This is a genomic window from Geodermatophilus pulveris (assembly GCF_900188375.1).
GTDB classification, from domain to species: domain Bacteria; phylum Actinomycetota; class Actinomycetes; order Mycobacteriales; family Geodermatophilaceae; genus Geodermatophilus; species Geodermatophilus pulveris.
Map to the genome: position 1 here is coordinate 651,065 of NZ_FZOO01000002.1, position 13,018 is coordinate 664,082.

Genomic DNA, 13,018 nt, shown 5'->3' on the forward strand with positions numbered 1-13,018 from the left:
GACGCGCTCCGCATGACCGGTGGTGCGCGGCACGCCGGGAACGGGGGTTGGCGGCGCCCGGCGCGGGCATCTCCCCCGGGACACCCCGCCGGACCCTGGAGGCCCCTGCATGTCCGCTGCCGTCGAGTTCGCCGTCTGGGCGCCGGTCCCGGAGCGGGTCCGGCTGCAGGTCGACGGGTCGGTCCACGACATGCGCCGGGACGGCGGGGGCTGGTGGCGCGCCGAGGTCGAGGCCGGCCCGGAGGCCGACTACGCCTTCCTGCTCGGGGACGACGACAAGCCGTACCCCGACCCGCGGTCGCGCCGCCAGCCCGAGGGCGTGCACGGGCCGTCCCGCCGCTTCGACCCGGCGTCGTACGCGTGGGGCGACGGCGCGTGGACCGGCCGCCCGCTGGCCGGCGGCGTGGTCTACGAGATGCACGTCGGCACGTTCACCCCCGAGGGGACCCTGGACGCGGCGGTCGGGCGGCTGGACCACCTGGTCGAGCTCGGCGTGGACTTCGTCGAGCTGCTGCCGGTCAACGGCTTCGACGGCACGCACAACTGGGGCTACGACGGCGTCCTCTGGTACACGGTGCAGGAGACCTACGGCGGCCCGGCGGCCTACCAGCGCTTCGTCGACGCCTGCCACCGGCGCGGCCTGGGCGTGGTCCAGGACGTCGTCTACAACCACCTCGGCCCGTCGGGGAACTACCTGCCGTTGTTCATGCCGGTGTTCAGCGAGGGCGGCGCCAACACCTGGGGCAGCTCGGTGAACCTGTCCGGACCGGACTCCGACGAGGTGCGCCGGTACGTCATCGACAACGCGCTCATGTGGCTGCGGGACATGCACGTCGACGGGCTGCGGCTGGACGCCGTCCACGCGCTGGTCGACGAGCGGGCCACCCACGTGCTGGAGGAGCTGGCCCAGGAGGTCGACCGGCTGTCGGTCGCGGTCGGCCGGCCGCTGACGCTGATCGCGGAGAGCGACCTCAACGACCCGCGCATGGTCACCCCGCGGGTGGCCCACGGCACCGGCATCCACGCGCAGTGGAGCGACGACTTCCACCACGCGCTGCACGCGACGCTCACCGGCGAGGGCCAGGGCTACTACCGGGACTTCGCCGACGCCGGCATCGGCGCGGTGGCCAAGACGCTGACCGGCGCCTTCTTCCACGACGGCGCGTGGTCCAGCTTCCGCCGCCGGCACCACGGCCGGCCGGTGGACACCGCGCTGCTGCCCGGCTGGAAGTTCGTCGGCTACCTGCAGGACCACGACCAGATCGGCAACCGCGCGGTCGGCGACCGCATCTCCGCGTCGCTGTCCCCCGGCCTGCTCGCCGTCGGGGCCACGCTGGTGCTGACCAGCCCGTTCACCCCGATGCTCTTCATGGGCGAGGAGTGGGGCGCGAGCACCCCGTGGCAGTTCTTCACCAGCCACACCGACCCGGAGATCGGCCGGGCGACCGCCGAGGGGCGCAAGGGCGAGTTCGCCGAGCACGGGTGGGACGCCGACGAGGTGCCCGACCCGCAGGACCCGGAGACCTTCCAGCGCTCGAAGCTGGACTGGGCCGAGGTGGACGAGGACCCGCACGCGGGGCTGCTCGGCGTGCACCGGGCCCTGCTCGCCCTGCGCCGGGCGCACCCCGACCTCGTCGACCCCGACCTGGCCGCCGTGCGCGTGGCCTGGGACGACGCCGACCGCTGGCTGGTCGTGCACCGCGGCACGCTGCGGGTGGTGGTCAACCTCTCCGACCGCCCGTGCGAGATCGACCTGGACCGCACGGCGGGCGAGGTGCTCTTCGCCACCGGGGAGGTCCCGGCCGTCGAGGGCGCCACGGTGACCCTGCCGGCGGAGAGCGCGGCCGTGGTCACCACCGCCTGACCGTGCGGCGGCTGCTGCCGCGCCCGGGCGCCGACCTCGACGACACCGGACTCGACGACACCGGACTCGCCGAGGCCTACCGGCTGCCGCCGGGGCGCTCGCTGCGGGTCGACTTCGTCACCTCCCTGGACGGGGCGGTGGCCGTCGACGGCCGCAGCGGGGGCCTGGGCTCGCCGGGCGACCGGCGGGTGTTCCGGACGCTGCGGGCGCTGGCCGACGTGGTGCTGGTCGGGCACGGCACCGCGGCCGCCGAGGGCTACCGGCCGGTGGACGCCGACCCGTCGGTGGCCGGGCTGCGGACGGCGCTGGGCCGGCCGGCGTCGGCGCCGGTCGCGGTGGTGTCCCGCCGGGCGTCCCTGGCACCCGGCGACCGGCTGGCCGTGCCCTCCACGCTGCTGGTCACCTGCGCGGCCACCGACCCCGGCCGCCGGGCGGCGCTGGCGGCCGCGGGGGTGGCCGTGCTCGTCTGCGGGGACGACGACGTCGACCTGCCCGCCGCGCTGGACGCGCTGGCCGACCGCGGCCTGGAGCAGGTGCTCTGCGAGGGCGGCCCGCAGCTGCTGTCCGCCGCGCTGGCCGCCGGGGTGGTCGACGAGCTGGACCTGACGCTGGCCCCCGCGCTGGTCGGCGGCCCGGACCGGCTGGTGCCGGCGCCGCTGCGGGACGTCGTCCGCCCCCGGCTGGTGCAGCTGCTGGAGGAGGACGGCGTCCTGTTCACCCGCTACGCGGTCGACCGGTAGCGCGCCGGGCGCCGGCCACCGTCCTCACTCGATCACCCGCACGGCAGCACCGCATGCGGCCAGCCGGGCGTCCGCGGTGAGCAGCCGGTCGAACGGGTCGCGGTGGACGTCGGGCAGCTGCTCCACCGCCGCGGCGTGCTCGGCGGTGACCGGCAGGTGGTCGAGGACCAGCTCACTGGCCGCGCGCCGGATCCAGGTCCGGACGTCTGACCCGGGCTCCAGCTCCCCGAGGCCCTGCCTGATGGCCAGCTCCCACACGCTCACAGCGGGGACGACCCGGCGATCGGCGCCACCCAGCAGGTGCTCCGCGGCACCGAGTCGCTCGGGCGTGGTGGCCGCCCGGACCAGCACGTGCGTGTCGAGGAGGTGGGTCACCACTCCTCCAACGCCTTCTGCAGGTCCTCCGGCAGCGGGTCGTCGAAGTCCTCGGCGACCCAGACGTGACCTCGGTCGAGCCCGAGGTCGGGCGTCCGCCGGGCAGGACCGACCAGCCGGGCGACCACCCTCCCGCGGTCGGTGATCTCGACCTCCTCGCCGGCCGCGACCTCCTCCAGCAGCCGCGACAGGTGGGTCTTGGCCTCGTGCACGCCGACTGACGTGGTCATGGGACCTGGTCCATGGGCGAGGGTGCGGGTGCCGCCCCCTCGAGCCCCCGACCTGGTGACGGTCGTGGCCGGCGCGCCCCGGTCGTCGTCGCCGGCTGCTTCACTGCGCGCATGGACCTGCCGCTGCTGCCGCCGGTGAAGCCGATGCTGGCCAAGGCCGTGACCACGGTGCCCACCGCCGAGGGCATGTACTACGAGCCGAAGTGGGACGGCTTCCGCTGCATCGTCTTCCGGGACGGCGACGAGGTGGAGCTCGGCAGCCGCAACGAGCGCCCGCTCACCCGCTACTTCCCCGAGGTGGTCGAGGCGGTCAAGGCGGCGCTGCCCGAGCGGTGCGTGGTCGACGGGGAGATCGTCGTCCCCCGGGGTGACCGGCTGCACTTCGAGGCGCTGCTCCAGCGCATCCACCCCGCCAGGTCCCGCGTCGACCTGCTGGCCGGGCAGACACCGGCGTCCTTCGTCGCCTTCGACCTGCTCGCGCTCGGCGACGAGTCGCTGGTGGAGGTGCCCTTCGCCCGGCGGCGGGCCCGGCTGCAGCAGGTCGTGACCGTTACGGAGTCGGTGCACGTCACGGCGATCACCCAGGACCCGGACACCGCGCGGCGCTGGTTCGAGCAGTTCGAGGGGGCCGGGCTGGACGGCATCGTGGCCAAGGCCGCCGACCTGCCCTACGGCCCCGACCAGCGGCTGATGACCAAGGTCAAGCACGTGCGGACGGCGGACTGCGTGGTCGCCGGATTCCGCTGGCACAAGAGCGGGCCGGTCGTCGGGTCGCTGCTGCTGGGGCTGTACGACGGCTCCGGCGACCTGCAGCACATCGGCGTCGCGGCGTCCTTCCCGATGGCCCGGCGGGCCGAGCTGGTCGAGGAGCTGGCGCCCTACCGGGCCGAGGCGCTGGACGGGCACCCGTGGCAGGAGTGGGCGAACGCGCAGGTGGTGGACGGCGCGGGCGGCGAGGAGCACCGGATGCCCGGGGCGCAGAGCCGCTGGAACGCCGGCAAGGACCTGTCCTGGGTGCCGCTGCGGCCGGAGCTGGTCGTGGAGGTCAAGTACGACCAGCTGGAGGGGCGGCGGCTGCGGCACACCGGCCACTTCCTGCGCTGGCGCCCGGACCGGGAGGCGCGCAGCTGCACCTACGACCAGCTGGAGGTGCCGGTGCGCTACGACCTGGCCGAGGTCCTCGCCGGCTGAGACAGGACCTCCTGCCCCCGGCCACTCGCGAGCTCGCGGCGGGACCCTGCAGGGGGCCGGTCACCCGAACGGATGAAGGACCCGCCTGCCCCCCACCACTCGCACGCTCGCGGCGGGCCCCTGCACGCGGGCCGCCTACGCTGGGCACCCATGCGCCTGTCCCGCGGTCTGCTCGCCGCCGCCTCCGGCCTGCTCGTGGCCGTCTCCGGCTGCACCTCCCCCTCCTCGGAAGAGACGGCAGCCGCGTCGTCCGCCCCGGCCCCCTCGGCACCGGCCGAGCCGGTGGCCGCCGACATCGCCTGGCGCGACTGCGACGCGGAGATCTCCCAGTTCGTGGCCGGCGCGCCGGGCAGCGAGCGGGACCTCGCCTTCGAGTGCGGCCGCACCGAGGTGCCGATCAGCTACGACGAGCCGCAGGGCGAGACGCTGCCGCTGTTCCTCGTGCGGGCCCGGCTGGCCGGCCAGACCGACCGGATCGGCTCGCTGGTGGTCAACCCCGGCGGGCCCGGCGGGTCCGGCGCAGACGCGGGCGTCGCGCTGGCGCTCTCGCTGCCCGAGGACGTGCTGCGCCGCTTCGACGTCGTCGGCTTCGACCCGCGCGGGGTGGGCGCGTCGACGCCGGTCGAGTGCGTGCCGGCCGAGGTCAAGGACCGGTTCGTGGCCGCCGAGCCGCGGCCGGCCACGCCGGAGCAGGTCGACGAGGCGTTCGCGCTGACCCGGGAGGCCGCCGACGCGTGCGCCGCGGAGTACGGCGAGGCGCTGGGCACCTTCACCACCGTCGACACCGCCCGGGACATGGACCTGCTGCGCCAGTCGCTGGGCGACGAGCAGCTCACCTACCTCGGCTACTCCTACGGCACCACGCTGGGCTCGACCTACGCCGAGCTGTTCCCCGACCGGGTGCGGGCGCTGGTGCTCGACGCCGCCGTCGACCCCGACGACGACCCGCGGGGCGAGGCCGAGGCGCAGGCCGCCGCGCTGGAGGCCAGCGTGGACGCCTTCGCGGCCGACTGCGTCGCCCTGGTCTCGGGGTGCCCGCTCGGGCCCGAGCCGCGCCGGTCCATCGAGGAGCTGCTGGCCCAGGCCGCGGCCGCCCCGATCCCGAGCGCGCTGCCCGGCGAGACCCGCCAGGCCACCCCCGGCGTGGTGGTGTACGCCGTGCTGGCCGCGCAGTACGACACCAGCAGCTGGCCGCAGCTGACCCAGGCCCTGGCCGCCGCCCGCGCCGGCGACTCGCAGGGCCTGTTCGCGCTGGCCGACCCCCTGTCCGGCCGGCTCGCGGACGGCAGCTACACCAACCTGATCGACGCCAACCTGGCGATCAACTGCGCGGACACCGACCCGGCGTCGGCGGTCCCGGAGGAGGAGGTCCGCGCGCTGGCCGCCGAGTGGGGCCAGAGGTACCCGCTGTTCGGCGCCGGCTCGGCCATCGGGCTGCACACCTGCTCCGTGTGGGAGGCCGAGCGCACCCCGGTCCCGGAGCGGGACGCCGAGGGCGCGCCGCCGGTGCTGGTGATCGGCAACGCCGGCGACCCGGTGACCCCGCTGTCCGGGGCGCAGGACATGGCCGAGGACCTCACCTCCGGCGTCCTGCTCACCTGGGAGGGCCGGGGGCACACCGCCTACCCGAAGACCGACTGCGTCACCGCGGCGGTGAACGCCTACCTCATCGACCTGGTCGCGCCGCAGGACGGGCTGACGTGCCCGGCCTGACGGCCTAGGGTGCGCCGCGTGATCACCGCCGCGGGACCGAGCCGGTGATGGCGTCGGCCAAGGACGCCGTCCTGGTGCAGGTCGACGGGCACGAGGTGCGCGTCTCCAGCCCGGAGAAGCCGTACTTCGCCGAGCGCGGGATCCGCAAGATCGACGTCGTCGAGTACTTCCTCGCCGTCGGCGACGGGATCCTGCACGCGCTGCGGGACCGGCCGACGACGCTGGAGCGCTGGCCGGGCGGCGTGTTCGAGGGCGCCCGGCTCTCGACCCGGGTGGACAACACCGGCGACGCCTTCTACCAGAAGCGGGTGCCCAAGAACGCGCCCGACTGGGTGCCGACCGCGCACATCACCTTCCCCAGCGGGCGGACGGCGGACGAGATCGCGCCGGACTCCGTCGCCGTCGTCGCCTGGTGCGCGAACCTGGGCACGCTGACCTTCCACCCGTGGCCGGTGTCCAAGGCCGACGTGGAGCAGCCCGACCAGATCCGCATCGACCTGGACCCGCAGCCGGGCACCGACTTCTCCGACGCCGTGTGGGTCGCGCCGCACGTGCGCGAGCTGCTGGATGAGTTCGGCATGCAGGGCTGGCCGAAGACCTCCGGCGGGCGGGGGGTGCACGTCTACGTGCCCATCCAGCCGCGCTGGACCTTCCCCGAGGTGCGCCGCGCGGTCATCGCCTTCGGCCGCGAGCTGGAACGGCGCATCCCCGAGCGCGTGACCATGTCGTGGTGGAAGGAGGAGCGCGGGGAGAAGATCTTCATCGACTACAACCAGATGGCCCGGGACCGCACCATCGCCTCCGCGTACTCCATCCGGCCCAGGCCGCACGCCCCGGTGTCCGCCCCCGTCGACTGGGACGAGCTGCCCGACGTGCACCCGACGGACTTCGACGTGCTGACCATGCCGGCGCGCTTCCGCGAGGTCGGCGACCGCCACGCGGGCCTGTCCGACCACGCGTTCGGCATCGAGCCGCTGCTGGAGCTGGCCGAGCGCCAGGCCCGCGACGCCGGCCTCGGCGACCTGCCCTACCCGCCGGACTACCCCAAGATGCCGGGCGAGCCGATGCGGGTGCAGCCCAGCCGTGCCCGGCGTCCGCCCAGCGAGGACGGATGACCCGGCGCTCGACGCCAGGGGAGCACGGGGATCACCCGACGGACGACCCACGGGCTGCAGTGGATCCGGCGCACTCCTCCGGACGCCTCCCCAGGCGCCTGGGACCACTCCGACAGCCGGAGCACCCGCGGCTGACCGACCCTCGGCCGAGGGCCGGTGTTCGACGAGCTGCCCGGCACACCGTCGCCACATGGCCCCCCGACCCGAGTCTCGCGGAGGCTCCGTCGTCCCAGGGTGCACCCCCTACGTCGAGCCCACCCACACCGCACGTCCCGGCGACCCCCGGCTGACCTCCTTCATCACAGCCAGCGTGACGACCACGATCGAGGTCATGACGACGCAGTCTCTGGCCGCGGTCAAGGCGCACTTCAGCCAGGTGATCGACGAGGTTGCCGGCACGCACGAGCGCGTCACCGTCAGGAGGAACGGCAGCCCGGTCGCGGTCATCCTCGCCGTCGAGGACTACGAGTCGCTGATGGAGACCTGGGAGATCCTCTCCGACCCGCGAGCACGCTCGGACATGAGGCAGGCCGAGGAGACGATGGCCGCCGGCGAGGTCCACGGCGAGGCCGATGTGCGGGCCGCACTCGCGGCCCGCCGGCGGTGACCGGCCCTCGTCGCTACACCGTCCTCCCCGCGGCGGCCAAGGGGGCCGTCGAGCGAGACCTCCCCGAGCCGGTGGCCGTCGCGGTCGTCGACTTCCTCTACGGGTCGCTGGCTGCAGACCCGTACCGCGTCGGGAAGCCGTTGCGCTTCGATCTCGAGGGCTACTGGTCCGCGCGACGGGGCCAGTACCGCGTCATCTACTCGCTCCACGACGATGAGGTCCTCGTGAGGGTCGTGCGCAACTCGCACCGCGCCGACGTCCACGGCTGACCGGTACTCCGTGCCGGCACCGGCGTGTGCGGGAGCGCACTCCTCCTCCCCGGACACAGCAGCGAGGCCCGTGGCCGGAGGTCCTCCGTCCCCGCCCCGCACCAGCAGGACGGGTGGCCGGCTCGACGGCGGTGCGAGGACCAGGTCCGGGAGGGGCGCGGGACGGCAGCTGAGCGGCTCCCGGGCGCGCCAACTGCCCGATGACCCGTCTGCTCCCGCTCATGCTGGCCTGCGGTGCCCGTGGGTGGCATCGGACACCAGCCGTGGACGCGGGCGGCGTGACCCCGTTGACTCGACGGCGACCCCCGCAGCCGTCGTCCCCACGGAGACCGTCATGACCGCCCAGCGCACGTTCCGCATCGCCGCCATCCCCGCCGACGGGGTCGGGATCGAGGTCGTCGCGGCCGGCCGCGCCGTTCTCGACGCCCTCGCCACGGCCTCGCACGGCCGCTTCGCCTTCGACTGGCAGGAGTTCCCCTGGGGGTGCGGCTACCACGCCGAGCACGGCCGGATGATGGCCGAGGACGGCCTCGACCAGCTGGCGGACTTCGACGCCATCTACTTCGGCGCGGTGGGCTGGCCGACGGTCCCGGACCACGTGAGCCTCTGGGGCCTGCGGCTGAGGATCTGCCAGAGCTTCGACCAGTGGGCCAACGTCCGCCCCGTCGAGTTCCTCCCCGGCATCCGGAGCCCGCTGCGCAAGGCCGACGACACCGACCTGGGCTGGGTCGTCGTCCGGGAGAACTCCGAGGGCGAGTACGCCGGCTTCGGCGGGCGCAACTTCGGCGGCCGCGGCGACCGCGGCGAGGTCGCCGTCCAGTCCGCGGTGTTCACCGAGGTGGGGTGCGAGCGGATCATCCGGTTCGCCTTCGACCTGGCCCGCACCCGGTCCCGCAGGAAGGTCTCCAGCGTCACCAAGAGCAACGCCCAGCAGTACGGCATGGTGCTCTGGGACGACGTGTTCGCCCGCGTCGCCACCGACTACCCCGACGTGGAGACCGAGAGCGTGCTGGTCGACGCGATGGCCGCCAAGTTCGTCCTGCGGCCGGAGGACCTCTCCGTCGTCGTCGCGTCCAACCTCAACGCCGACATCCTCTCCGACCTCGGCAGCGCGCTGGCCGGCAGCCTGGGGCTCGCGGCCAGCGCCAACCTCAACCCGGAGCGGCGCTTCCCCTCGATGTTCGAGCCCGTCCACGGCTCCGCGCCCGACATCGCCGGCCAGGGGATCTGCAACCCGCTCGGCGCCATCGGCAGCGCCGCGCTGATGCTGGAGCACCTCGGCCTGCCCGACGAGGCCAAGGCCGTCCAGCACGCCGTGGCGGTCACCACCGGCAGCGGCACCCGCACCCGCGACGTCGGCGGCACCGCCGGCACGGAGGACGTCACCGCCGCGGTCATCGACAACCTGGCCGGCTGACCGCTGCCGCCAGGGGCTCCCCCGCCGGAGGCCTCAGGGGAAGGTGGTCAGGCGGACGGTCTCGGGCAGCGCCTCCAGCGCGGCCAGCAGGGCCGGCTTCAGGGGGCCGTTGACGTCGGTGACGACGTAGCCGAGCTCGCCGCGGGTGGCCAGCACCTGACCGTCCACGTTGAGCCCGTGCTCGCCGACCAGCGCGTCGGCCCGGGCCAGCACGCCGGGCACGTTGCGGTGCAGCAGCGCGAAGCGCGCCGCCGAGGAGCCGTGCAGGGCCACCGCGGGGAGGTTCACGCTCAGCGTCGTCGTCCCGGTGCGCGTGTAGTCGACCAGCTTGCCGGCGACGAACCGGCCGATGTCGTACTGCGCCTCCTGGGTCGACCCGCCGACGTGCGGGGTGAGGATGACGTTGGGCAGCCCGCGCAGCACGGAGCCGAACGCGTCCCCCTGCGCCCGGGGCTCGTCGGGGAACACGTCGACCGCCGCGCCGGCGATGTGGCCGGACAAGACGTGTTCGCGCAGCGCCTCGTGGTCGACGACGAACCCGCGGGAGAGGTTGAGGAACAGGCTCCGCGGGCGCATCCGCGCGAACTGCTCGGCGCCGAACAGCCCGGCGTTGCCGGCGCGCCCGTCGACGTGCAGGGTCACCGTCTCCGCGCGCTCGAGCAGCTCCTCCAGGCTGCCGCAGGCCTGCGCGTTCCCCAGGGCGAGCTTGTCCTCCAGGTCGTAGAACAGCACCCGCATGCCCAGGGCCTCGGCCAGCACCGACAGCTGGCTGCCGATGTTGCCGTAGCCGACGATGCCCAGCGTCCGCCCCCGGATCTCGTGGCTCCCGGTCGCCGACTTGTCCCACACCCCGGCGTGCAGCGCGCGGTCGCGGTCGATCAGCCGCCGGGCCAGGCTGATGATCTCCGCGATCGCCAGCTCGACCACGCTGCGGGTGTTGGAGTACGGCGCGTTGAACACCGCCACCCCGGCCGCCGCCGCCCCGGCGAGGTCGACCTGGTTGGTGCCGATGCAGAAGGCGCCCACCGCGGCCAGCGCCGGGTGCCGTTCCAGGACGGCGGCGCTCACCTGCGTCTTCGACCGGATGCCGAGCACCCGGACGCCGTCCAGCGCGGCGTCCAGGTCGTCCTCGTCGAGGGCGCCCCGCACCGACTCCACCTGGTAGCCGGCCGCGGACAGCAGCTGCACCGCCACCGGGTCGACGTTCTCCAGCAGCAGGGCTCTGGGCATGTCGGACGGGTCTCCTCGGGTCACGGTGGCGCGGGTCTGGATGCGCGACCAGTGTCCAGCGTCGGTGTCGACGACATCGACGACCCCGGCGGGAGGGCTGTGTCACACCCCAGGTCACACCCCAGGTCACACCCCAGGTCGCACCTCAGCGGGCCGGCTCCACGCGGCCGGTGACCTCCCCCAGCGAGATCCGGCCGCCGCCGGTTCCCGGAGCGGTGGCGGTGAGGGTGACGACGTCGCCGTCCTCGAGGAACGTGCGGCTGGTGCCGTCAGCGAGGCTCAGCGGCTCCTGCCCGCCCCAGGAGAGCTCGACGAGCGAGCCCCGCTGGTCGGCCTCCGCGCCGGAGACGGTGCCGGAGGCGAACAGGTCGCCGGTGCGCAGGCCGGCGCCGTTGACGGTCATGTGCGCCAGCTGCTGGGCCGGGGTCCAGTACATCCCCGCGAACGGCGGGCAGCTGACCAGCTGGCCGCCGAGGCGGACCTCGATGGCGATGTCCAGCCCCCAGGGCCCGGTGCCGGTGTCGTCGAGGTAGGGCAGCAGCGGGACGTCGCGGGCCGGGGGCTGCACCCGCGCGGCCTCCAGCGCGGCCAGCGGCACGACCCATGGGGAGACCGAGGTGAGGAAGGACTTGCCGAGGAAGGGGCCCAGCGGCACGTACTCCCAGGCCTGCAGGTCGCGGGCGGACCAGTCGTTGACCAGGCACACGCCGAACACGTGCCGCTCGAAGGCACCCAGCGGCACCGGGGTGCCGAGCTCCGACGGCGCGCCGACGACGAAGCCGACCTCGGCCTCGATGTCCAGCCGCTGCGACGGGCCGAACGTCGGCGCCTCCTCGGTGGGCGCCTTGCGCTGACCGCACGGGCGGACGACCGGGGTGCCGGAGACCTGCACGGTGCCCGCGCGGCCGTGGTAGCCGATCGGCAGGTGCCTCCAGTTCGGCGTCAGCGGCTCGGAGTCCGGGCGGAACATGCGGCCGAGGTTCTCCGCGTGGTGCCGGGAGCTGTAGAAGTCCACGTAGTCGGCGACCAAGACCGGCAGGTGCATGGTCACCTCCGACCGCGGCACCAGGTGCGGCTGGACCCTCGCCTGGTGCGCCGCGTCGGTGAGCCAGGTGGTCAGGTCCCTCCGCAGGGCCTGCCACGCCTCCGGGCCCCGGACCATGAAGCCGTTGAGCGAGCCCGTCGCGTGGACGTCGTCGCCGGTGACCGCATGCAGGTCGAGGACGAGGTCACCGATCGCGACGCCGGTGCGCGGCGACGTGCCACGGGTGGAGAAGACGCCGTAGGGCAGGTTGTCCGGCCCGAAGCCGGTGCCGTCCGGGAGGTCCAGCCAGGTCATGCGGGGGTCCGGTCCGGGAAGGGCAGCAGGCCCGAGCGCACGAGGTCCTCGACCGGCTCGAGGACGCTGCAGGTGCCGAAGGAGGTGAAGACCGCGCGGGCGCAGGCGACGCGGTCAGGCGACCATCCGCCGGCGAGCGTCCCCGCGTCGTCCTCGCGCAGCCACCGCTCGGCGGCCGTGGCCGGCTCGCCGGCGGCGAGCGCGGCGCACGCGGCGAGCACGTTGAGGAAGCCGTGGTGCTCGAGACCCGTCGCGGGGTCGGTGTGCCGGACGGCGCCGTGCAGCCCGGCGGTGCACTTGACCGCCACGCCCCGTGCGACGCACGCGGACAGGGTGGCGGCGAGCTCCTCCGGGGAGGGGAAGAGGTGGGCCCGCAACCCGCCGGTGCGCAGCTTGGCGCGGTACCGGGTACCGGCCAGGACGTCGAGCACCTCGTCCCGCGCCGCCGAGCGGGGGATCTCGACCGCCGCCGGCACGGACGCGGGGAGCACCTCGTCGAGCGCGCGCACGGCCCCGTGCGCAGCCGGGGCGTCGGCGACGACCGGTGTCTCGACCGCGGTCAGGGTGAGCCCCGGAGAGGCGGCGACCCGGGCGGCGGCGGGTGGCAGGTCGCCGGCCGCCGCGATCACCGAGACGCCGAGCGGCTCGCCGTCGCCCACGTGGGCGACCAGCTCGCCGAGCCGCGCGGCCGGCACCACGAACGGCCCGACCAGCTCGCCCAGCCGCGCGCGCAGCTCCCGGTGCGCGGGCACGGCGGCAGCCATCGGCACGTTCCCGGGCGGGAACAGCGCCGCGTCGTCGAACAGCCCGTCGACGAGCGTGGTCACGCCGACGGTCCCCGGCCGGACCAGGTCCAGGCGTACCTGCCGTCGTCGGCGGCGAGGCCGGCCTCGCCGAGGTCGAGGGGGCGGAAGGTGTCGACCATGAC

The 13,018-nt window shown here is 74.8% G+C and carries 13 protein-coding genes; 8 read left to right on the forward strand and 5 right to left on the reverse strand.

Going from position 1 to position 13,018, the window contains the following annotated elements; genetic code table 11:
* Positions 1 to 109 precede the first annotated feature (109 nt).
* Positions 110 to 1,864 carry a malto-oligosyltrehalose trehalohydrolase gene (gene treZ, locus CHB98_RS06550; protein ID WP_089304757.1) on the forward strand — a complete coding sequence of 585 codons (1,755 nt, stop codon included), beginning with the start codon at positions 110 to 112 and terminating at the stop codon, positions 1,862 to 1,864.
* Between the two features lie 2 nt (positions 1,865 to 1,866).
* Complete coding sequence (locus CHB98_RS06555) at positions 1,867 to 2,604, forward strand: dihydrofolate reductase family protein (RefSeq protein WP_089304758.1); 738 nt, start codon at positions 1,867 to 1,869, stop codon at positions 2,602 to 2,604.
* 24 nt (positions 2,605 to 2,628) lie between these two features.
* Here CHB98_RS06555 and CHB98_RS06560 read toward each other — a convergent pair whose 3' ends face one another.
* Positions 2,629 to 2,979: a type II toxin-antitoxin system VapC family toxin gene (locus CHB98_RS06560; protein ID WP_143424964.1), complete on the reverse strand. Its 351-nt coding sequence runs from the start codon at positions 2,977 to 2,979 to the stop codon at positions 2,629 to 2,631.
* Entirely contained in the window at positions 2,976 to 3,209 is a 234-nt protein-coding gene (locus tag CHB98_RS06565; RefSeq protein ID WP_089304760.1) for a type II toxin-antitoxin system Phd/YefM family antitoxin, read from the reverse strand. The genes CHB98_RS06560 and CHB98_RS06565 overlap by 4 nt, the downstream gene beginning before the upstream one ends.
* Positions 3,210 to 3,320: 111 nt before the next feature.
* Between CHB98_RS06565 and CHB98_RS06570 the strand changes: the two genes are divergently transcribed.
* The 6 genes from CHB98_RS06570 (at position 3,321) to CHB98_RS06595 (ending at position 9,521) form a co-directional block, all read left to right on the forward strand.
* Complete coding sequence (locus CHB98_RS06570; RefSeq protein ID WP_089304761.1) at positions 3,321 to 4,400, forward strand: ATP-dependent DNA ligase; 1,080 nt, start codon at positions 3,321 to 3,323, stop codon at positions 4,398 to 4,400.
* 150 nt (positions 4,401 to 4,550) lie between these two features.
* Complete coding sequence (locus CHB98_RS06575; RefSeq protein ID WP_089304762.1) at positions 4,551 to 6,113, forward strand: alpha/beta hydrolase; 1,563 nt, start codon at positions 4,551 to 4,553, stop codon at positions 6,111 to 6,113.
* Between the two features lie 47 nt (positions 6,114 to 6,160).
* Positions 6,161 to 7,228: a non-homologous end-joining DNA ligase gene (gene ligD / locus CHB98_RS06580; protein WP_089304841.1), complete on the forward strand. Its 1,068-nt coding sequence runs from the start codon at positions 6,161 to 6,163 to the stop codon at positions 7,226 to 7,228.
* 331 nt (positions 7,229 to 7,559) lie between these two features.
* Positions 7,560 to 7,835, forward strand: a complete 276-nt coding sequence (locus CHB98_RS06585; RefSeq protein WP_089304842.1) for a type II toxin-antitoxin system Phd/YefM family antitoxin — start codon at positions 7,560 to 7,562, stop codon at positions 7,833 to 7,835.
* Positions 7,832 to 8,104 carry a type II toxin-antitoxin system RelE family toxin gene (locus tag CHB98_RS06590; protein ID WP_089304763.1) on the forward strand — a complete coding sequence of 91 codons (273 nt, stop codon included), beginning with the start codon at positions 7,832 to 7,834 and terminating at the stop codon, positions 8,102 to 8,104. The genes CHB98_RS06585 and CHB98_RS06590 overlap by 4 nt, the downstream gene beginning before the upstream one ends.
* Before the next feature lie 334 nt (positions 8,105 to 8,438).
* Positions 8,439 to 9,521 (forward strand): tartrate dehydrogenase, encoded by a 1,083-nt coding sequence (locus tag CHB98_RS06595; RefSeq protein WP_089304764.1) that lies wholly within the window; start codon positions 8,439 to 8,441, stop codon positions 9,519 to 9,521.
* A 33-nt stretch (positions 9,522 to 9,554) separates the two neighbouring features.
* On the opposite strand, the gene serA is transcribed toward CHB98_RS06595, so the two are convergent.
* From serA to CHB98_RS06610, 3 genes are all read right to left on the reverse strand, one after another.
* On the reverse strand, positions 9,555 to 10,751 hold the full coding sequence (gene serA, locus CHB98_RS06600; protein ID WP_089304765.1) for a phosphoglycerate dehydrogenase: 1,197 nt from the start codon (positions 10,749 to 10,751) through the stop codon (positions 9,555 to 9,557).
* Positions 10,752 to 10,896: 145 nt separating this feature from the next.
* Positions 10,897 to 12,090, reverse strand: a complete 1,194-nt coding sequence (gene fahA / locus CHB98_RS06605; RefSeq protein ID WP_089304766.1) for a fumarylacetoacetase — start codon at positions 12,088 to 12,090, stop codon at positions 10,897 to 10,899.
* Positions 12,087 to 12,917, reverse strand: a complete 831-nt coding sequence (locus CHB98_RS06610) for a hypothetical protein (protein WP_089304767.1) — start codon at positions 12,915 to 12,917, stop codon at positions 12,087 to 12,089. Before CHB98_RS06610 ends, fahA begins: the two co-directional genes overlap by 4 nt.
* Positions 12,918 to 13,018 lie beyond the last annotated feature (101 nt).